We start from the raw sequence: 19,513 nt of genomic DNA, 5'->3' as shown, positions 1-19,513 counted from the left end.
TCTTGCTAGTCCTGCTCGAAACCGCCCGGGACCCAAGGATCGTCGGGGTCGGGCGCGTGCTCGCGGCCTTCGGTCCCCGCCGGGATCTGGCCCATGCGCCCGGACTGGAAGTCCTCGACGGCCTGGAGGATCTCCGCCTTGGAGTTCATGACGAACGGGCCGTAGCGGGCGACCGGCTCGTTGATCGGCTCGCCGCCGATGAGCAGGACCTCCATCTGCCCGGTGGTGTGGTGCTGCTCGGGCCCGGCGCCGACGGTGATGTAGTCGCCGGTCCCCGCGAACAGCCCCAGTTGCGACTCCCGCAGCGGGCGCCGCTCGTCGCCGACGTGGCCGTCGCCGTGAAGGCTGAAGGCCATCGCCGAGTACGAGTGCTGCCAGGGGACGCGGACCTGGGCGCCCGGCGACAGGGACGCGTGGACCATTGTGATCGGCGTGTACGTGCGCCCGGGGCCGGCGTGCCCGGCGACCTCGCCGGCGATGACTCGTACCAGGGCGCCGCCGTCGGTCGAGGCGACGAGCGTGAGGCCCTGGCCCTTGATGTCCTGGTAGTTCGGCGGGTTCCACTTGGCCGACTTCGGCAGGTTCACCCACAGCTGCACGCCGTCGAAGACACCGCCGGTCATGACGAGCTTCTCCGAGGGCAGCTCGTCGTGCAGCAGCCCCGACCCCGCCGTCATCCACTGCGTGTCGCCGCCGCGGATCACGCCGCCTCCCCCGTGCGAGTCGGTGTGGACGAACGTCCCGTCCATCAGGTAGGTGACGGTCTCGAAGCCGCGGTGCGGGTGCCAGGGGGCGCCCTTGGCCTCGCGCGGCTCGTAGGCGGCGACCATGTGGTCGAACAGCAGGAACGGGTCGGTCCCGTCGATGAGGCTCTGGGTGGGGAACGGACGGCGGACCGGGAAGCCCCCGCCTTCCAGGGTGCGGATCGAGTCGACGACCTTCGCGACCGCCCGCGGCCGAGCCTCCAGTCCGGGAGCGTCGATGCGCGCAAGCGCGAGGATGTCGGGCGCGGTCACTGCCGGCATGAGGGCCTCCTCCGGTCGTCCAGCCGTAAAAACCTTGGCCAGCCAACAATATCATTGGCCGGCCAATGATTGCTACCCTTGGACGCACGAGAGGAGGGAGCCGCCATGAAGGTCCCCGGAAGCGACATCTGCGACTCCGAAGCACGCGTGGGCGGAGTCGGCCACGCGCTCTTCCGCGTCGCCCGTGCGCACCGCGCCGCCGCCGCGCGGCTCCTGCGCGAGATCGGCCTCCACCCCGGCCAGGAGATCATGCTCGGACACCTCGCCGACAACGGCGAGACCCGCCAGTCCCGCCTCGTCGCCGAACTGGGCATCGACCCCTCCACGGTCACCAAGATGCTCCAGCGCCTCGAACGCACCGGCCTGGTCGAACGCCGCTCCGACCCCGCCGACAAGCGCGTGACCGTCGTGGCCGTCACCGACGAGGGCAAGGACCTCCTCGGTCAGATCGAGGACCGTTGGCGCCGCCTCGACGCGATCACCTGCGCCGGCTTCACCCCCGAAGACCGCGACGACCTCCGACGCATCCTCTCCCGCCTCGAAGCCAACCTCGCCACCTGCGAAACCGACTGACGGCGCGCCCGGAGGGTTGCCGTCGGCCGAACGCGTTGATAGCGTGTGCCGTTGTGACGTCCCCATTGCGAACACACGGACCACTGGAACAGACCTACGCCGGCTGGCAGGCCGCGGCTCTGGCGATCGGCCGCCCCGCAGCCGAGCTCGCCGGCGAGGGCCCCGAGGCGATGCCGGTGACGATGTCGAACCATTCCCACGCCGAGGACTGGTTCGAGCTGCTCACCCGGCCGTTGTGGGGCCTCGCGGCCGCCAAGGACGCCGTCGGGGACGACGTGTGGGGCGGCCTCTCCGAGAGCCTCGTCCGCGCGCTCGACCCTGAGGACGCCTGGTACATCGGCGACGTGAGGCTGGGGGGGCAGCGCTGCGTCGAGGCCGCAGCCGTCGGGTGGAGCCTGGCACTGGCCCCCGACAAGCTCTGGGAACCCATGGAGCCCAAAGCCAAAGACAAGGTCGCCGCTTGGCTGAGCGACGCGTACGCGGCCGACGTGTGCGACACCAACTGGCACTACTTCCCGGTCTTCGCCGGGCACGGGCTCGACGGCATCGGCGTCGAGCGCGACAGGAGCGTCGCGACCGCGCACTTGGAGCGCATGGGGGAGTTCCTCCTCGGCGACGCCGTGTTCGAGGACGGCCCCGGCGGACGGGTCGACTACTACAACCCCTTCGCCTTCCACACCTACGCGCTGCTGCACTACCGGCTGAGCGGCGACGACCGGTACGTCGAGACCGCGGCCGCGTTCGCCCGCAGGTTCCGGTCCTGGTTCGCAGGCGACGGCGCCGCCGTCCCCTACGGGCGCAGCCTCGGCTACCGCTTCGCCCAGGGCTCGATGTGGGGCGCGCTGGCCGCCGCCGATGTGGAGGCCGTTCCGTGGGCCGAGGCCGCCGGGTTCGCGCGCAGGCACCTCGAATGGTGGTGGGACAAGCCGATCCTCGATCCCGAGGGGCGGTTGACGGTCGGCTACGCCTACCCGAACCACGCACTCGTGGAGCAGTACCTGACCGGCGGCTCCCCCTGGTGGGCCACGAAGATCTTCGCGGGGCTCCTGGCCGAGCCGACGCATCCCTTCTGGACTGTGGAGGCCGCCGAGCCGGGGCCGGGGATCGAGCCGCACCGGGCCGCGCGCGCCGTCCACGTGCGCGACCAGGGTGGGAACGTCACGCGATTGAACGGCCAGGCCTGGCACCCGTGGGCGCGCGGCGGGCAGGAGACCTACGGGAAGCTCGCCTACTCCACGCTCGGCGGGTTCTCGCACTCGGTCGCCGGGCCGGGGCTCGAGTGCGCCGTCCCCGACGGCGCCCTGATGCTGTCCGAGGACGGCCGCCACTGGCGGGGCCGCGAAGACTCCGAGGAAGGCGCGATCGACGACAAGGGCGTCCTCACGGTCAGCTGGCAGCCCTGGGAGGACGTCTCGGTCACGACGTCCCTGGAGGCGTCCCTCGACGGCTGGCACGCCCGCGTGCACATCATCGAGACCGGCCGCACCCTCCACACCGGTGAGGGCGGCTGGTGCGTCCCGCGCGACGGCCACGTCGCCGACGTCTCCGAGAACAAGGTCGTCGTGACCAGCCAGGGCATCCGCAGCGAGATCATCGACGGCAGCTCCAACCGCGAGGCCGCACTGATCCAGCCGATGCCGGGCACGCACTTGTACTGGCCGAGCACGTGGCTGCCGGTGCTCAGGGGCCTGCTCGAACCGGGCCGCCACGTCCTGAAGTCACTGATATATATCGGCCAAGAGTTATTGGTCATCGGCCGGAACTGAAAACCCGGCCACAACGGTACAACGCGGCGACGTCGACCCGGTCAATTCCGATCGACCGGGTCGATCCAGTCGGGATCGTGGTGGTGGCATTCGCCGCTGAAGATGTCGGCCAGGCTCGCGCGCAGGATCTCCACTGCGGCGGAGTGGAGTGGCCGGTCTCCCACGGGCCGTTCCGGTTCTCGGTAGAGCTGGTCGGCCAGGCCGTCCACGACCGCCGAGAGGCGGACGGCCGCCAGCTCGGTGTCGGTGCCGGGTTCGACCTCGCCGCAGTGCTTGCCGTTGTCCACCGCGGTGGCGATCTGGGTCCGCAGCGTCGCGGCGGTCTCGCGCGCAACCGCCGCGACGGTCGGGTTGTCGAGCGAGCGGGCGTGGAAGGCGCGGCCGACCCGGTGCTCGCCGCGGCGCGGCTCGTCGAGTGGCCACAGTTCCTGGAGACAGGTCAGCATGACCGCCGCGATCGACTCCTTCGCCGCCTCGCCCTCGGCGACGTGCCTCGCCACGCGCTCCAGCAGATCGGACGTCGTGCGCCGGTAGGCGAACAGCAGCAGGTCGTCCTTGGAGTGGAAGTAGTGCTGCACGAGGCCCACCGAGATCCCGGCCTCGCGCGCCACCGCGGCCATCGTCGCCGAGTCGAGCCCCGCGTGGGCGATGAGGCGGTGGACGGCCGCCGCGATCTGGGAGCGGCGGAGGTCGTGGTCTGCGGTCCTCGGCATCTCATAATCATATATATGTATGGTTATTTCATAGCCATATGAGCGTATGGTTATCGACCTCCCCGCCGACACCCCGAGGAGACCATGCACACCACCGCATTCACCGGCATCGCCGTCGCCGCGTCGCTCCTGGCCGGGACCGCCGCCCACCACCAAGGCGCGGACCCGGACACGCACGCCCGCATCGACGACTATCTCCAGGCCCGGCTGGAGGCGACCGACGTCCCCGGCGCCTCCTGGGCGGTCGTCACCCCGGACGAGATCGAGCACGTCGTCGCCTGGGGCGAGGACGGCGACGGCGAACCGGTCACCGAGTCGACCCCGTTCCTGTGGGGCTCGGTCGCCAAACCCGTCACCGCCACCGCCGTCATGACCCTCGTCGAGGACGGCGCGATCGACCTCGACGAGCCGGTCACCGCATACCTGCCCGGGTTCCGCCTCGCGGACGAGGACCACTCCGACCGCATCACCGTGCGGCACCTGCTCCAGCAGACCGGCGGCATCCCCGAGGGCACGGGGATCACCGACCGGTTCGAGGACCGCGCCGACCCCTACGGCGACGCGGTCGCCGACCTAGCCGGCGTCCGGCCGCTCGCCGGGCCCGGCGAAGCGTTCGGATACGCGAGCGCCAACTACCTCGTACTCGGCGCCGTCGTCGAATCCGCGAGCGGCATGCCGTATGCGGAGTACCTGCGCGAAGCAGTGCTCGACCCGCTCGACATGGACGGCGCCGTCGCCACGCGCGAAGACGCCGCCGCGGTGCCCGACGGGCACTCCTACGCATTCGGGCGGCCCGTCGGCATCGACGTCTCCTTCGACCAGACCGGTCCGAGCTACGGCTACCTCGGCGGCAGCGTCACCGACCTGGCCCACTTCGGCATGGCCCAACTCGGCGAAGGTGTCTTCGGTGAGACCCGCGTCCTGGAGCCGTCCTCTGTGGCCGAGACTCACACGGGCGCCGCCCCGATGAACGAGACCGTCTCCTACGGACTCGGCTGGAGGGTCGACGACCGCAACGCCGACCTGGGAACCTCGACCGTCTGGCACACCGGCGCGGCCCCCGGCTACCTCGCCGGCGTGATCCTGCTGCCCGAGATCGACCGCGCGGTGGTCATGGTGCAGAACCTGTACGGGTTCTTCCAGGACGGCGCGCTCGTCGGCGCGATGCTGAACGCGGCCCGCGTCCTCGCCGGAGGAGAAGCCGCCGTGCCCGCAAGCGACCCGACGTACCCGGCGATCCTCGCCGTCCTGCTCGCCCTCTTGTCGGCCGCGGCGCTGGTACTGGTGTGGACGCTGCGCCGGATCCGGCGGGGCGGGTGGCGCTCGGCACCGCGCCGACGGGTGGCGGCCGGCATGGCCTGCTGGACGATCGGCGGCCTGGCGGTCGCGTATGCCGCGGGCGTGGCCGTGCCGGGACTGTTCCCGAACCGCTCCCTGCTGGTCCTGTTGCTCCCGGACATGGGCTGGTCCCTGTACGCGCTCGCGCTGGCCGCGCTCCTAGTGGCGGCCGTGCGGTTGTGGGCCGGGTTCCGGCGGCTCGCCGCGAGTCGATGACCGGCGGGATCGGCCTCTCGATCCGATTCAGCGGTTGTGCGGGCTTGTTTACGGCGAAGAAACCACAGTTCACCGGCCTGTACTTGACAGGCATTGCGGCGAAACATCGCGGCCCTAGCTTTTACGGATAGCGGATACGCCGTTGTATACGCACTTGTACACCGCCGCGACCTGCGGCGGTGCCCCCTGCAGGCCCTGCCGCCCCCGGCGTCGGGAGACTCCTCTGCGAAAGGTCGACACCGCATGCCACACCGCTTCAAACGCCGCTCCGGCCCGACGGCCCGCGCCCTCGTCGCATCAGCGGCCGTAGTGTTCACCGCCGCGGCCACCGCCGCCTGCGGCGCCCGCGCCGGCGAAGAGGCCGCCGCCGCCGAATCCTGCTTGGACACCTCCGGCGACACGATCAAGGTCGGCGCCCTCAACTCCCTGTCCGGCACCATGGCCATCTCCGAGACGACCGTCCGCGACTCCATCTACCTCGCCGTCGAGGAGATCAACGCCGCCGGCGGCGTCCTCGACAAGGAGATCGAGATCGTCGCCGAGGACGGCGCCTCCGAACCGGTCGTGTTCGCCGAGAAGGCCGAGAAGCTCATCCGCGAGGACTGCGTCGCCGCCGTCTTCGGCGGCTGGACCTCTGCCTCCCGCAAGGCGATGCTGCCGGTCTTCGAGGACAACGACTCCCTGCTGTACTACCCCGTCCAGTACGAGGGCCTCGAAGCCAGCGAGAACATCTTCTACACCGGCGCCACCACCAACCAGCAGATCATCCCCGCCCTCGACTACCTCGCCGAGACCGGCGTCGAATCGCTCTACCTGGTCGGCAGCGACTACGTCTTCCCCCGCACCGCCAACGCGATCATCAACGCCTACGCCGAAGCCCACGGCATCGAGGTCCTCGGCGAGGACTACGTCACCCTCGGCTCCACCGAGTTCTCCACCATCGTCCAGCAGGTCAACGCCGCCGGAGCCGACGCGGTCTTCAACACCCTCAACGGCGACTCCAACGTCGCCTTCTTCCGCGAGTACACCAACGTCGGCCTGACGCCCGAGGACATGCCAGTCATGAGCGTCTCCATCGCCGAGGAAGAGGTGGGCGGCATCGGCATCGAGAACATCGAAGGCCAGCTCGCCGCCTGGAACTACTACCAGACAGTCGAATCCGAGACCAACACCGCGTTCGTCGACGCGTTCAAGGCCGAATACGGCTCCGAGCGCGTCACCTCCGACCCGATGGAGGCCGCGTACAACTCCGTCCACCTGTGGGCCGCCACCGTCGAGGCCGCCGAGTCGTTCGCAGTGGACGACGTCCAGGAGGCCGCCGGAGGCATCGCCTTCGACGGACCCGAGGGCACCGTGGTCATCGACGGCGACAACAACCACGTCTCCAAGACCGCCCGCATCGGTGAGATCTCCGCCGACGGCCTGCTCTACACCGTCTGGGAGTCCGAAGGGCCCATCGAGCCCGACCCGTTCCTCGACGGCTACGACTGGGCCGCCGACCTCAAGGTAACCGACTAGCCCGAGCGCGATCAGGAAGGAGACCACGCGTGGACCTCATAGTCGGACAGCTGTTCACCGGACTCAGCACCGGATCGATCCTGCTGCTCGCGGCCCTGGGCCTGTCGCTGACATTCGGGCAGATGGGCGTCATCAACATGGCGCACGGCGAATTCATCATGGCCGGGTGCTACACCGCGTACGTCGTCCAACAGGCCGTAGGGGACGCCGGAGTCTCCCTCCTGATCGCCCTCCCGCTCGGCTTCGCCGTCGGCGGCGCGATGGGCCTCGTCCTGGAGACGCTGCTCATCCGCCACCTCTACCACCGGCCCCTCGACACCCTCCTGGTGACCTTCGGCGTCGGGCTCATCCTCCAGCAGGTCGCCCGCGATGTCTTCGGGGCGCCGGCTGTCAACGTCACCGTCCCGGAGTTCCTTCGCGGCGGCGTCGACCTCCTCGGCACGACCGTCCCCAAGACGCGGCTGTTCATCATGGCGCTGGCCGTCGTAGCCGTGGCGGCCGTGACGCTGGTCCTGAGGCTCACCCCGGCGGGGCGGAGAATCCGCGCCGTCGTAGGCAACCGGGACCTGGCCGAGACCGCCGGGATCTCCTCGCGGACCGTGGACGCCGGGACGTTCTTCATCGGCTCCGGGCTCGCCGGCGTCGCCGGGGTCGCCCTGACGCTCATCGGGTCCACGAGCCCGACCACCGGCCAGTCCTACCTGGTAGACGCGTTCCTCGTCGTCGTCGCCGGAGGCCTGGGCCGCATCAAGGGCGCCGTGGTCGCCGCGGTCGCCCTCGGCACGCTCCAAGCGGTCTTCGAGACCTATTCGACGGCGTCGCTGGCGAAGGTCGGCGTGTTCATCGTCATCGTCGTCTTCCTCCAGCTGCGTCCCCAAGGCCTGTTCACGTTGCGGACAAGGAGTCTGGCATGAGGCCCGCGCCCGTCGCCCCGCCCAACCTGCTCGTTTCGCTCGCCTCTGCCCGAACCGGAGTGAACGCTGATGAGTAAATTCCTCCAATCGAGACTCGGCGCCTGGACCGGGTTCGCCGCGGCCGCGATCGGCCTGTTCGCCGTCGCCCCGCTCATCATGTCCGGCTTCAGGCTCGGCCTGTTCGCCCAGTTCATCTGCTACGCGATCGTCGCCGTCGGCATCGGACTGGCCTGGGGCAGGGGCGGCATGCTCACCCTCGGACAGGGCGTCTACTTCGGCATGGGCGCCTACCTCATGGCGATGCACCTCAAGATGGCCGACGCCGAATTCAGGAACGGCCCCGGCGCCGTCCCCGACTTCATGGAGCTCGCGGGAGTCCGGGAACTGCCGGCCTACTGGGTCCCGTTCGCCTCCCCGGCGTTCACCGTCGCCGCGATCCTGGTGCTGCCCACCGCCGTCGCAGTCCTACTCGGCCTGGCGGTGTTCAAACGCCGTGTCAAGGGCGCCTACTTCGCGATCCTCTCCCAGGCCCTCGCGGGAGCCTTCGCGATCTTCCTCATCGGACAGCAGACCCTCGGCGGCTTCAACGGGCTGAGCTACTTCCGCTACTTCTTCGGCTTCGCCATCAACGACCCGGTCAACCAGCAGATGCTGTACTTCATCGCCGCGGGCGTCCTCCTGGCGGTCGTCGCAGTCTCCCTCCAACTGCGGCGCTCGCGCTACGGCGAGCTGCTCGTGGCCGTCCGCGACTCCGAGGAGCGCGTCCGCTTCCTGGGCTACGACTCGGCCAACATCAAGGTCGTGGCCTACGCGGTCGCGGCCCTGTTCGCCTCCGTCGCTGGGGCCCTGTTCGTGCCGGTCGTCGGGATCATCTCCCCGGCCAGCATCGGCATCGTCCCCTCGATCATGTTCATCCTCGGCGTCGCCATCGGCGGCAGAGGCACCCTCCTCGGCCCGGTCATCGGCGCGCTCGCCGTCGCCTGGGCCCAGACCACCCTGTCCGAGCAGTTCCCCTCGGCGTGGACCTACGCCCAGGGCCTGCTGTTCGTCGTCGTCATCGCGCTCCTGCCCGGCGGGATCTCATCGATCCCGGCGCTGGCCAGGCGCATCCGAGTCAAGAACCGCCCCGAACCCGTGGAGGCGACAGCATGAACGACATCGCACTGACCTGCAAGAACATCGAAGTCGACTTCGAGGGCTTCAAGGCCGTCGGCGGCGTCGACCTGGAACTGCGCCGCGGCGAGGTCCACTTCCTCATCGGACCCAACGGCGCGGGCAAGACCACCCTCGTCGACGCCGTCACCGGCCTGGTCGGCTACACCGGATCGGTCCTCAAGGACGGCGAGGAACTGCGCGGCAAGAAGGTCCACCACATCGCCCGCAAGGGCATCGGCCGGACCTTCCAGACCGCCACGGTCTTCGAGAACCTCACCGTCGCGCAGAACCTCGACATCGCCGCCGGATCCGGGCGAGGCCCCTGGAGCCTCCTGCGCCGCCGCAGAGCACTCCCGGCCGCGGTCACCGACACCATGGAACGCATCGGCCTGGCCGACCACGCCGACACCCTCGCCGGGATCCTGGCCCACGGCCAGAAGCAGTGGCTGGAGATCGGCATGCTCCTGGTCGGCGACGCCGACGTCCTCCTCCTCGACGAACCGATCGCGGGCATGGGCCACGACGAGCGCGAGACCACCGGCCGGCTCCTGCACGACATCGCCGCCGAGCGGGCGGTCGCCGTCGTCGAGCACGACATGGACTTCATGCGCGCCAACGCCTCCCGCGTGACCGTCCTCCACGGCGGCACCATCCTCGCCGCCGGATCGGTAGACGAGGTCTCGGCCGACCCCAAGGTTCAAGAGGTCTACCTCGGCACCAGCGACCACAAGGAGGCCGCCGATGCTGCGGCTGCGTAACCTCACCTGCGGCTACGGCCGCTCCGCCGTCGTCCACGGCATCGACCTCGAAGTCGGGCCGGACGAGGTCGTGTCCGTCATGGGCCACAACGGCGCCGGCAAGACCACCCTCCTGCGCGCCGTAGTCGGCCTCATCGGCGCCATGGACGGCACCGTCTCCTTCGACGGCGCCGACGTCACCGGCAGGGCAACCAACAAACGCGTCAAGGCCGGCATGGCCTACGTCCCCCAAGGACAGCAGTGCTTCGCGCACCTGACGACCGCCGAGAACCTGCGACTGGTCGCCGACGGCCGCAAACGGGGCAAGGCCCTCGTCGACGAGCAGCTCGACCTGTTCCCGGCCCTGCGCGGTCTCCTCGGCCGCCAGGCCGGGCTGCTCTCCGGAGGCCAGCGCCAGCAGCTCGCGATCGCCCGCGCGCTCATCACCGAGCCGCGCCTGCTCATCCTCGACGAGCCCACCGAGGGCATCCAGCCGACAGTCGTCGCCGAGATCGAATCCACCATCGTGGGCCTGGCGAAGCGCGGCGGGCTCTCGGTGCTCCTGGTCGAGCAGCACCTCGGCTTCGCTCTCCAGGCCGCGCAGCGCTACTACGTGCTCAAGTCGGGCCGGATCGCCTCCGAAGGCGAGACCGGGGCCGACGCAGACACCCGCGTCAGAGAGGCCATGGCGATATGAGTGCGGAGTTCACTGCCCTGCCGGAGTCGGACGAGCCGCTCGCCGCGCGCGTCTACATGGCCCTGCGCGCCGACCTCATGGCCGGGCGCTACGAGCCCGGCCGTCGCCTCGGCGAGGAGCGCCTGGCGGGCAACTACGGCGTCTCGCGCACTCCGGTGCGCGAGGCCCTGTCCCGTCTGGTCGCCGACGGCCTGGTCGCCCGTGAACCCGAAGGGCTCTACCCGTACCGGCCCCGCATCGACCAGCTCAACGACCTCTACGAGGTCCGCCTCGTCCTCGAAATGCGCGGCCTCGAGCGCGCCGAGGCCGATCCCGGGATCGTCCACGACCGGGACCTCCTCGGCCCCGAACTGGACCGCTGGTACCGGCTCCGCGATGCCCCGCCCGGCCCCGACGCCGGCTTCGTCGACGCCGACGAGCGCTACCACGTCACCCTGCTGGCCTCCTCCGGCAACCCGCAGCTGGCCGAGGCGCTCAAGGCCGTCAACAACCGCATCCGGCCCGCCCGCATGTTCGACTACTTCACCGACGAGCGCATGGCCACGACCATCGCCGAGCACATCGCCATCGCCGAAGGCGCCCTCGAAGGACGCTATGAGGAGTCGACGACGATCCTCACCCGCCACATCGAGACCTCCAGATCCATAGTGGTCACCCGAGCGGAGGCGGCCCTGTCTTGGGCGCACCTCGCCAACGCCGTCCTGCCCTGACGTCTGCCTGAGAGAGAGCAAACCGTGTTCGACCGCATCCTCATCGCCAACCGGGGCGAGATCTCCCGTCGGATCACCCGCACCGCCCACCGCCTGGGCGTAGCCACCGTCGCCGTCTACTCCGAGGCCGACGCCGCCTCCCTGCACGTCAGGGACGCAGACGAAGCCGTCTGCGTCGGCGCCGCAGCCCCAGCGCAGTCCTACCTCAACGTCGACGCGATCCTGTCGGCCGCCAAGGACACCGGCGCGCAGGCCGTGCACCCCGGCTACGGCTTCCTCGCGGAGAACGCCGAGTTCGCCCGCCGCTGCGCCGAGGCCGGGCTCGTGTTCATCGGCCCCGAACCCGAACAGCTCGAACTGTTCGGTGACAAGGTGACCGCCCGGGGCGCCGCCACTCGCGCGGGCGTGCCGCTCGCCGCCGGCACCGAGGCCCTCCCCGATGTGAACGAGGCCGTGGCCGCCGCGGAGGCGATCGGTTACCCCGTGATCGTCAAGGCCTCCGCCGGAGGCGGCGGCATCGGCATGCGCATCGCCGAGGACCCGGCCGAACTCGCCGAGGTCTTCGCCTCCGTCAAGCGCCTCGCCGCCGACAATTTCGGCGATGACGCGGTCTACCTCGAACGCTACGTGCGCCGCGCCCGCCACGTCGAGGTCCAGGTCTTCGGCGACGGCGACGGCCGTGTCGTGAGCCTCTCGGACCGCGACTGCACGCTCCAGCGGCGCCACCAGAAGGTCATCGAGGAGGCGCCCGCGCCCGGCCTGAGCGACGCCGTCCGCGAGCAGATGCACACCGCCGCCCGCGCCCTCGCCGCCTCGGCCGCCTACCGGTCGGCCGGGACCGTCGAGTTCATCTACGACGCCGAGCGCGACGAGGCCTCCTTCCTGGAGTTCAACACCCGCCTCCAGGTCGAGCACCCGGTCACCGAACAGATCCTGGGCATCGACCTGGTGGAGTGGATGATTCGCGCCGCCGCAGGCGACACCGGCTTCCTCGACGACGTCCCCGACGCGGGGCCGCCGGTCGACGGCTGCGCCGTCGAGGCCCGCGTCTACGCCGAAGACCCCGTGCGCGACCACCTGCCGAGCGCCGGACTCCTCACCTGCGCCGAATTCTCGCCCTCGGCCCGCGTGGACACGTGGATCGAACGCGGCATCGAGGTCCCGGCCGCCTACGACCCGATGCTCGCCAAGGTCGTCACCGCCGGAGCCGACCGTGCCGCCGCCTGGGCGGCCCTCGCCGAAGCGCTGGCCGACACCAGGATCGAGGGTGTCCACACCAACCTCGGGCAGTTGCGCGCCGCCGCCGTCGACGAGCGCGTCGCGGCCGCCGAGCACACCACCGGCACTGTCGCGACCATCGCCGACTCCTCCCCGCGCATCGACGTGATCGCGCCCGGCGTCCTCACCACCGTCCAGGACTTCCCCGGGCGCGTCGGCTACTGGCAGGTGGGCGTCCCGCCTTCGGGCCCGATGGACGACTACTCCTTCCGGCTCGGCAACCGCGCCTTGGGCAACGACGAGGGCGTCCCCGGCCTCGAATGCACGATCGCCGGGCCGACCCTGCGGTTCGGCACGGCGGTGACCGTCTGCGTCACCGGCGCGCCCGCCGCGGTGACGCTCGACGGCGAACCGGTCGAGCAGTGGACGCCGATCGAGGTCCCCGTGGGCGGCGAGCTGGCGGTGGGCCAGATCGCCGACGCCGGGGCCCGCGCCTACATCCTCTTCCAAGGCGGCCTGGACGTCCCGACGTTCCTCGGTTCGGCCTCGACCTTCCCTCCCGGCCGCATCGGCGGCTACACGGGCGACCAGCTGCGGGTCGGCGACCGGCTCGTCCCCGGGGAGCCGGTCGGCAACGCCGTTCCCGTCCCCGCCGAAGAGCGGCCGGCCTTCGCGCACGAGTGGACGCTCGCCGTCACACCCGGGCCGCAGCCGGCGCCGCACTACTTCACCCGCGAGGACATGGAGACCGTCTTCGACGCGTCGTGGACCGTCCAGGTCCACGCCGGTCGAAGCGGCGTCCGTCTCGACGGGCCCCGTCCTAAGTGGGCGCGCACCGACGGCGGCGAGGCGGGGCTGCACCCTTCGAACCTGCACGACAACCCGTACTCGGTGGGCACCGTCAACTTCACCGGCGACACGCCCGCGCTGCTGGGTCCCGACGGGCCGAGCCTGGGCGGCTTCGCCTGCCCGTTCACCGTCACCACCTCCGACCGGTGGAAGCTCGGCCAGCTGCGGCCGGGCGACACCGTCCGATTCCTGCCGGTGACCGAGGCGGAGGCCGACCGGCTCAGGGCCGCACCGGTATCGGCTCCCGTCCCGCTCGTCGGGGCCGCCGACGACACCGCCACGCTCGCCGCGATCGAGGGCGACGACCAGCGCCCCGCGGTCGCCTACCGCCGCGCCGGCGACGACGCGATCCTCCTCGAATACGGACCCATGCAACTGGACCTGGGGCTGCGCATGCGCGTCGGCGCGCTCATGGACGCTCTCGCCGATGCCGCCCCGGCCGGACTCATCGACACCACTCCGGGGGTGCGGTCCCTCCACCTTCACGTCGACCCCGACGTGCTGCCGATTCGGACCCTCACCGGGCTGCTGGTCGAGCTCGAGGCCGACCTGCCCGCGGTCGACGACATGACCGTGCCCTCCCGCGAGGTGCGCATGCCGATCTCCTGGAACGACTCCGTGGTCGACGAGGCCATCGCCCGCTACGCCACCAACGTCCGCGACGACGCCCTCTACAACCCGTCCAACATCGAGTTCATCCGCCGCATCAACGGCCTCGACTCGGTCGAGGACGTCGCCCGGATCGCCACCGCCGCCGAATGGCTCGTCCTCGGCCTCGGCGACGTCTACCTCGGCGCGCCCGCGGCCGTCCCGGTCGACCCGCGCCACCGGCTCGTGACCACCAAGTACAACCCCGCCCGCACCTGGACCGCCGAGGGCACCGTCGGCATCGGCGGGTCCTACATGTGCATCTACGGAATGGACTCGCCCGGCGGGTACCAGCTCGTCGGCCGCACCGCCCCCATCTGGGCCGGCCTGCGCGACCTCGCCTCCTTCAAGGACGGCCTGCCGTGGCTGCTGCGCTTCTTCGACCGCGTCGTCTTCGAACCGGTCTCCGAAGAGGAACTGGCCGAGATCCGGCGCGAACTCGCCGCCGGAAGGCGCGAGATCGACATCCGCGAAGGCACCTTCGCCTACGCCGACTACCGGCGCCTGTTGGCCGACAACGCCGATTCCATCGGCGCGTTCACCTCCCGGCAGGCTGCCGCGTTCGAGGCAGAGCGGCAGCGCTGGGCCGACGCCGGTGAATTCGACCGCGACCTGACCGAACCCGATCCCGGCGCCTCGTCGGTGGAACTCGCGCCGGGGGAGACACTGGTGGAAGCGCCGATGGCCGCGAGCGTCTGGCGCGTGGACGTCGCCGAAGGCGAACGCGTCGAAGCCGGGCAGACCGTGGTCGTGCTCGAAGCGATGAAACTCGAGATGCCCGTCGCCGCAACGGTGTCGGGAACCGTCACCCGTGTCCTCGCCCGCCCGGGCGACCAGGCCGCGCCGGGATCGCCGCTGCTGATCGTCAGCGAATAGAAGAACTGGAGACAGGGACCCAAGTGAACGCCATCGAACGTGTCGAGGCCGCCTTCGCCCGCATCGCCGAGACCGACCGCCCCGAAGCATGGATCACGTTGCGCGACAAGGCCGACGTCCTCGCCGAAGCCGCACGCGTCGACGCCGCCGCGGCGGCAGGGGAGCGGCTGCCGCTCGCCGGGACGGTCTTCGCCGTCAAGGACAACATCGACGTGGCCGGACTGCCGACCACCGCGGGATGCCCGTCCTACGCCTACGAGCCCGCCGCCGACGCCGCAGCCGTCGCCAGACTCCGCGAAGCGGGCGCGATCTGCCTGGGCAAGACCAACCTCGACCAGTTCGCGACCGGCCTGGTCGGCACCCGCAGCCCCTACGGGGCCGTCCGCAGCGCCGCCGACCCGGCGCTCATCTCCGGCGGATCCTCCTCGGGCTCGGCCGTCGCGGTCGCGGTCGGCATCGCCGACTTCGCGCTCGGCACCGACACCGCCGGATCCGGCCGGGTCCCCGCCGCGCTCAACGGCATCGTCGGCATCAAGGCCAGCCTCGGTCTCGTGCCCGTCGACGGCGTCGTCCCCGCCTGCTTCTCCTACGACTGCGTCACCGTCTTCGCCCCCGACCTCCCCGGTGCGGTCGCAGCGGCCGAGGTCATGACCGGCCCGCACACCGACCCCGCCTCCCGCGACTGGCCCGACCACGTCAGGCTCGCCGCGCCGCCCGCGCCGCGCGTCGCGATCCCCCGCGAAGCCGACCTCGAACCACTCGACCCCGACTTCGGTCCCCTGTGGGCCGACACCGTCGCGCGTATCGAGGCCGCCGGCATCGCCGTCGCCGAGATCGACGTCCAGCCCCTCCTCAAGGCCGCGCTGCTGCTCTACGAAGGCGCCCTCGTCGCCGAGCGCTTCGCCGCCTTCGGCGAGTACATCGACGCCTGGCCCGACCAGGTCGATCCGACCGTCGCCGAGATCGTCACCGGCGCCAAGAAGTTCTCCGGCGCCGACCTCGCCCTCGACCAGCAGATGCTCCGCAGCGCCCGATCCGGCGCCCGCGAGCTCCTCGACGGCTTCGACGCCCTCGTCCTGCCCACCGCGCCCCTGCACCCGAGCATCGCCGAAGTCCAGGCCGACCCCATAGGCGTCAACGCCAAGATGGGCACCTACACCAACTTCGTCAACCTGCTCGACTTGGCCGCCGTCGCCGTCCCCGCCGGCAGTGCCGGCACGAAGGGCTTCGGCGTCAGCGTCATCGTCCCGGCCTTCGACGACCAGGTCGCGATCGACCTCGCCGCCCGCATCGACGGCACCGAGGCGCCCCTGTACGCCCCGGCCGAGGCCGAGATCGTCGTGTTCGGAGCCCACCTGTCCGGCATGCCGCTCAACGGCCAGCTCACCGACCTCGGCGCCCGCCTCGCCGGGGAAGTGACCACCGCGCCGCGATACCGGATGTACGAGTTGGACACCGCACCGCCAAAGCCGCTCGTCGTCCGCACCGAGGACGGCGCGAGCCTGCCCGGCGAGCGCTGGCTGCTCAGCCCGACCGCTCTGGGCCGCTTCCTGACAGACCTGCCCGCTCCGATGAGCCTGGGGAAGGTCGAACTGTCCGACGGCACCTGGGCCACCGGCTTCGTCGCGAGCGAACCGTCGGGCGCCGACATCACCGCCGCCGGCGGCTGGCGCGCGCATCGGGGTTGACAGGGACCTCACCGCAGCAGTCGGCGCAGACGACCGGCCCCGGCACCGATGTGGAGCAGCGCGCCTACGGCCAGGCCCGCTCGTCCGACTCCTAGGGCGGTGCCGAGCGCTGTTCACCGCGCTCGGCACCGAGAACCGCGTGCAGGCGAGGCTCATCGCCTACGAGGCGGGACTCAAGGATCGGTGACCGGGACCGGCCGGAGCGCCCCCAGATAGACCCCGACGAGGATCAGGGGGGCACCCAGCAGCAGCGACCAGGTCAGCGGCTCGCCGTCCAGCCAGGCCGACAGCATGATCGTCACCACCGGGATCACCACGAACACATAGGCGGCGCGCGAGGCGCCCCAACGGCGGATCAGCACCAGATAGCAGATGAACGTGAGGACCGACCCGGCCACGACGAGATAGGCCAGCGCCCACCACGTCGCGGCCAGATGCGGCGCCTCCCATCGGTCGCCGACCGCGAACGAGGCCGTGAACAGCGCCAGCGCGGCCGCCGTCATGCCCACCGCGTTCATCGTCACCGGGTCCACCTTCGGCAGCCGGCGCACCAGCACGGCCGCCTGCGCGAACGCGAGCACGGATCCGAGGATCGCCAGCAGTGCCACGAGCGGCACCGACTCCTGCAGCGGCGCCTGGGACACCACCGCCACACCGGCGACCGCGAACGCGGCCCCGGCCGCCATCGCCCACCGGAAGCGCTCCTGGTGTTGAGCGACGGACAGCAGCAGCGCCGCCAACGGCACCAGAGAGAGGATCGTCTGCCCCAGACCGGCGTGGAGGTGGACGAGCGCGTAGTACGCGAGCGCGAACGTCACCCCGAAGTTCAGCAGCCCGAACAGCGCCGCGCCCGCCAGCGCCCGGCCGTGCGGCATCTGCCGCCGCAGTGAGGCCATGATCGCGAGCATGAGGACCGCGGCGGCGCCGAACCGCAGGGACGCGCCCCACAGCGGGTCGAGTTCGCGATTGCTGAACCTGATGCCGACCGCGTTGCCTCCGGCGAACACGGACACCGCGAGGAACAGAAGGAGTGTCGTTCGGTCGCCGACTTGCCGCATCGCCACACCATAGGCGCGGCGGCGGGGCCGGGTGGGCCGATCGGCCCACCCGCCGCCGGATCTTGTGCGCGGGACGCGACATGACGGTCCCGCCTTGCGAGGCAGGGGCGGTGACGGCGCACCGGTGTCGCAGCGCTGCGCTACGGTGCGGTGATGACGGATACTCAGGAGCTCTCCGCGCTGGCCGACCAGCACCTGCCGCCCGAGGTGGCCGCGAGGTGGAAGGGCCTGCTCAAGCCCGCGGTCCAGTTCGACTGGGCCGCCGGGAGCGACCCTGTCGCGGCCCGGCTCGGCGGCGAGCCCGAGCTGCCCATCGGACAAGCCTGGCCCCAGTGGGACGGCCACGGCCCGCTGACGTTCATCGCCGCTTTCGAATGCGCGCAGATCGCGATCGAAGGCTTCCCACTGCCCGAGGACGGGCGGCTGCTGTTCTTCTACTTCGACGGTCAGGTCGACGACGGTGAGGAGACGGTCGGCGCCTTCGAACCCGGCACCCGAGGCGGCGCCCGCGTCCTGTACGTCCCGGCCGACGTCGAAGTCGAATGCCGCCAGGCCCCGGCGCCTCTCAAGCCGTACCAGCGTCAGCTTCTGCGCGCCGGGTCGGTGACCACTGCACCCGAGCCCGGCGGTGCACGCATCGCCGCGGTCTTCGGCGACCGTGCCGCCCGCGGCGCGGGCCATCCTCTCGACGCCGCCGCGTTCACCGAGGCGGTCTACGACGAGCTGTCGGTCAGCGTCTGCCACCAGGTCGGCGGCTATCCCTCGTCGGTGCAGCGGCCGGTCGAGTACGAGGCCGTCGCGGCCGAGGTCCCCGGCGGGTCGGGACGGGTCGAGTACCGCGATGCCGACCGGTGGCTCCTGCTCGCCCAGATCGACTCGGATGAGGCCTCCGGCATGATGTGGGGCGACGTCGGCACCCTGTACTGGCTCATACAGGAGCCCGATCTGGCGGCCGGGCGGTTCGATCGGGCCGTGTTCACTTGGCAGTGCTGCTGATCGGCGAAGCCGTTTGCGCGCGTGTGGAAGGATCGCAGCATGGAATCATCCACCCTCCGGGCCCATCTCATCGACGAGGCCGACCTCCTCAAGCGCGCCGTCGCCGTCGCCGGCCCCGCCGCCCGAGTCCCCACCTGCCCTGATTGGACTGTCGCTGATCTGCTCGACCATGTCACCGAGGTCTACGACGACAAGCTCCAGTGCGTGCGGCTGCTGCGCGAGCCCGGTGACGCCGATGTGCTGGTGCGCAAGGGAAGCCCCACTGAGCGGTTCGAGGCGGCCTTGGCCGAGCTGCTCACCGAGTTCGACGGCCGGGGCCCCGACAGCCTGGCCTACACCTGGTACGGGCCCGATCAGACTGTGGGATTCTGGATCCGGAGGATGGCTTGCGAGACGGTCGTCCACCGTGCCGACGCCGAATTGGCCGCCGGGCGGGCGATCGGGCCGGTCGAGGACGATTTCGGCCTCGACGCCGTCGACGAGTTCCTCACGGTCATGCTCGCCTGGGGGAGCAGGGCCAACCGGCAGTGGGTCGCCGAGTCGCTGGCCGCGAACGCGGGGCTCGTCGTCGCGATCGACGCCGGCGAGCGCGCCTGGACCGTCCGTGTCACTGCGGACGGGATCGATCTGGTCGACGGCGTCGCCGAGGACGCGCAGGCCGCCGTGTCGGGAACGCCGGGCGAGGTCCTCATGTGGCTGTGGCGGCGCCTGCCCGCAGACGCCCTGGTCGAAGGTGACCGGGCGAAGGCCGACGCCTTCCACGACTTGATCGGGCAGTTCGCCGACTGACGGTGACGGGCCCGGACGAGACGCGTCCG

At 71.0% G+C, this 19,513-nt stretch carries 16 protein-coding genes; 13 read left to right on the top strand and 3 right to left on the bottom strand.

The window, feature by feature from the left end:
• Positions 1 to 5: 5 nt before the first annotated feature.
• Positions 6 to 1,025 carry a pirin family protein gene (locus tag L0U85_RS05690; RefSeq protein ID WP_241376788.1) on the bottom strand — a complete coding sequence of 340 codons (1,020 nt, stop codon included), beginning with the start codon at positions 1,023 to 1,025 and terminating at the stop codon, positions 6 to 8.
• A gap of 105 nt (positions 1,026 to 1,130) precedes the next feature.
• Here L0U85_RS05690 and L0U85_RS05685 point away from each other — a divergent pair, with 105 nt between their 5' ends.
• Both L0U85_RS05685 and L0U85_RS05680 read left to right on the top strand, forming a co-directional pair.
• Positions 1,131 to 1,598 (top strand): MarR family winged helix-turn-helix transcriptional regulator, encoded by a 468-nt coding sequence (locus tag L0U85_RS05685; RefSeq protein ID WP_241376787.1) that lies wholly within the window; start codon positions 1,131 to 1,133, stop codon positions 1,596 to 1,598.
• A gap of 53 nt (positions 1,599 to 1,651) precedes the next feature.
• Complete coding sequence (locus L0U85_RS05680; RefSeq protein ID WP_241376786.1) at positions 1,652 to 3,364, top strand: DUF2264 domain-containing protein; 1,713 nt, start codon at positions 1,652 to 1,654, stop codon at positions 3,362 to 3,364.
• 41 nt (positions 3,365 to 3,405) lie between these two features.
• Here L0U85_RS05680 and L0U85_RS05675 read toward each other — a convergent pair whose 3' ends face one another.
• Complete coding sequence (locus tag L0U85_RS05675) at positions 3,406 to 4,077, bottom strand: TetR/AcrR family transcriptional regulator (RefSeq protein WP_241376785.1); 672 nt, start codon at positions 4,075 to 4,077, stop codon at positions 3,406 to 3,408.
• An 84-nt stretch (positions 4,078 to 4,161) separates the two neighbouring features.
• Between L0U85_RS05675 and L0U85_RS05670 the strand changes: the two genes are divergently transcribed.
• The 9 genes from L0U85_RS05670 to atzF all read left to right on the top strand — a co-directional run bounded on the left by L0U85_RS05670 (position 4,162) and on the right by atzF (position 16,641).
• A complete protein-coding gene (locus L0U85_RS05670) occupies positions 4,162 to 5,631 on the top strand; it encodes a beta-lactamase family protein (RefSeq protein WP_241376784.1) in 1,470 nt (489 codons plus the stop codon).
• Between the two features lie 243 nt (positions 5,632 to 5,874).
• A complete protein-coding gene (gene urtA, locus L0U85_RS05665; RefSeq protein ID WP_241376783.1) occupies positions 5,875 to 7,149 on the top strand; it encodes an urea ABC transporter substrate-binding protein in 1,275 nt (424 codons plus the stop codon).
• A 29-nt stretch (positions 7,150 to 7,178) separates the two neighbouring features.
• The gene (gene urtB / locus L0U85_RS05660) at positions 7,179 to 8,063 is read left to right on the top strand and encodes an urea ABC transporter permease subunit UrtB (RefSeq protein ID WP_241376782.1); all 885 of its coding nucleotides are present in this window, start codon (positions 7,179 to 7,181) and stop codon (positions 8,061 to 8,063) included.
• Between the two features lie 69 nt (positions 8,064 to 8,132).
• Entirely contained in the window at positions 8,133 to 9,215 is a 1,083-nt protein-coding gene (urtC, locus tag L0U85_RS05655) for an urea ABC transporter permease subunit UrtC (RefSeq protein WP_241376781.1), read from the top strand.
• Positions 9,212 to 9,976 (top strand): urea ABC transporter ATP-binding protein UrtD, encoded by a 765-nt coding sequence (gene urtD, locus L0U85_RS05650; RefSeq protein ID WP_241376780.1) that lies wholly within the window; start codon positions 9,212 to 9,214, stop codon positions 9,974 to 9,976. Before urtC ends, urtD begins: the two co-directional genes overlap by 4 nt.
• Positions 9,960 to 10,652: an urea ABC transporter ATP-binding subunit UrtE gene (gene urtE, locus L0U85_RS05645; RefSeq protein WP_241376779.1), complete on the top strand. Its 693-nt coding sequence runs from the start codon at positions 9,960 to 9,962 to the stop codon at positions 10,650 to 10,652. The genes urtD and urtE overlap by 17 nt, the downstream gene beginning before the upstream one ends.
• Positions 10,649 to 11,362: a GntR family transcriptional regulator gene (locus tag L0U85_RS05640; protein ID WP_241376778.1), complete on the top strand. Its 714-nt coding sequence runs from the start codon at positions 10,649 to 10,651 to the stop codon at positions 11,360 to 11,362. Before urtE ends, L0U85_RS05640 begins: the two co-directional genes overlap by 4 nt.
• 24 nt (positions 11,363 to 11,386) lie before the next feature.
• Positions 11,387 to 14,953 (top strand): urea carboxylase, encoded by a 3,567-nt coding sequence (gene uca / locus L0U85_RS05635; RefSeq protein WP_241376777.1) that lies wholly within the window; start codon positions 11,387 to 11,389, stop codon positions 14,951 to 14,953.
• Between the two features lie 23 nt (positions 14,954 to 14,976).
• Positions 14,977 to 16,641 (top strand): allophanate hydrolase, encoded by a 1,665-nt coding sequence (atzF, locus tag L0U85_RS05630; RefSeq protein WP_241376776.1) that lies wholly within the window; start codon positions 14,977 to 14,979, stop codon positions 16,639 to 16,641.
• Between the two features lie 173 nt (positions 16,642 to 16,814).
• Here the strand turns inward: atzF and L0U85_RS05625 are convergent, their stop codons facing one another.
• Positions 16,815 to 17,699 (bottom strand): EamA family transporter, encoded by an 885-nt coding sequence (locus tag L0U85_RS05625; protein ID WP_241376775.1) that lies wholly within the window; start codon positions 17,697 to 17,699, stop codon positions 16,815 to 16,817.
• Between the two features lie 153 nt (positions 17,700 to 17,852).
• Here L0U85_RS05625 and L0U85_RS05620 point away from each other — a divergent pair, with 153 nt between their 5' ends.
• Together L0U85_RS05620 and L0U85_RS05615 are read left to right on the top strand one after the other, a co-directional pair.
• A complete protein-coding gene (locus L0U85_RS05620) occupies positions 17,853 to 18,695 on the top strand; it encodes a DUF1963 domain-containing protein (protein WP_241376774.1) in 843 nt (280 codons plus the stop codon).
• Positions 18,696 to 18,734: 39 nt separating this feature from the next.
• A complete protein-coding gene (locus tag L0U85_RS05615) occupies positions 18,735 to 19,484 on the top strand; it encodes a maleylpyruvate isomerase family mycothiol-dependent enzyme (RefSeq protein ID WP_241376773.1) in 750 nt (249 codons plus the stop codon).
• The last annotated feature ends 29 nt before the right edge of the window (positions 19,485 to 19,513 follow it).

This window comes from Glycomyces sp. L485 (assembly GCF_022548875.1).
Classification (GTDB): domain Bacteria; phylum Actinomycetota; class Actinomycetes; order Mycobacteriales; family Micromonosporaceae; genus Glycomyces.
Note: the sequence above shows the minus strand (reverse complement) of the source record. Positions and strands in the feature narration are given on the sequence as shown.

Bases quoted from the DNA above. Each gene is read 5' to 3' on its own strand.
- L0U85_RS05690 (WP_241376788.1), bottom strand. From the start codon at position 1,025: ATGCCGGCAGTGACCGCGCCCGACATCCTCGCGCTTGCGCGCATCGAC.
- L0U85_RS05685 (WP_241376787.1), top strand. From the start codon at position 1,131: ATGAAGGTCCCCGGAAGCGACATCTGCGACTCCGAAGCACGCGTGGGC.
- L0U85_RS05675 (WP_241376785.1), bottom strand. From the start codon at position 4,077: ATGCCGAGGACCGCAGACCACGACCTCCGCCGCTCCCAGATCGCGGCG.
- L0U85_RS05670 (WP_241376784.1), top strand. From the start codon at position 4,162: ATGCACACCACCGCATTCACCGGCATCGCCGTCGCCGCGTCGCTCCTG.
- urtA (WP_241376783.1), top strand. From the start codon at position 5,875: ATGCCACACCGCTTCAAACGCCGCTCCGGCCCGACGGCCCGCGCCCTC.
- urtC (WP_241376781.1), top strand. From the start codon at position 8,133: ATGAGTAAATTCCTCCAATCGAGACTCGGCGCCTGGACCGGGTTCGCC.
- urtD (WP_241376780.1), top strand. From the start codon at position 9,212: ATGAACGACATCGCACTGACCTGCAAGAACATCGAAGTCGACTTCGAG.
- urtE (WP_241376779.1), top strand. From the start codon at position 9,960: ATGCTGCGGCTGCGTAACCTCACCTGCGGCTACGGCCGCTCCGCCGTC.
- L0U85_RS05640 (WP_241376778.1), top strand. From the start codon at position 10,649: ATGAGTGCGGAGTTCACTGCCCTGCCGGAGTCGGACGAGCCGCTCGCC.
- L0U85_RS05625 (WP_241376775.1), bottom strand. From the start codon at position 17,699: ATGCGGCAAGTCGGCGACCGAACGACACTCCTTCTGTTCCTCGCGGTG.
- L0U85_RS05620 (WP_241376774.1), top strand. From the start codon at position 17,853: ATGACGGATACTCAGGAGCTCTCCGCGCTGGCCGACCAGCACCTGCCG.
- L0U85_RS05615 (WP_241376773.1), top strand. From the start codon at position 18,735: ATGGAATCATCCACCCTCCGGGCCCATCTCATCGACGAGGCCGACCTC.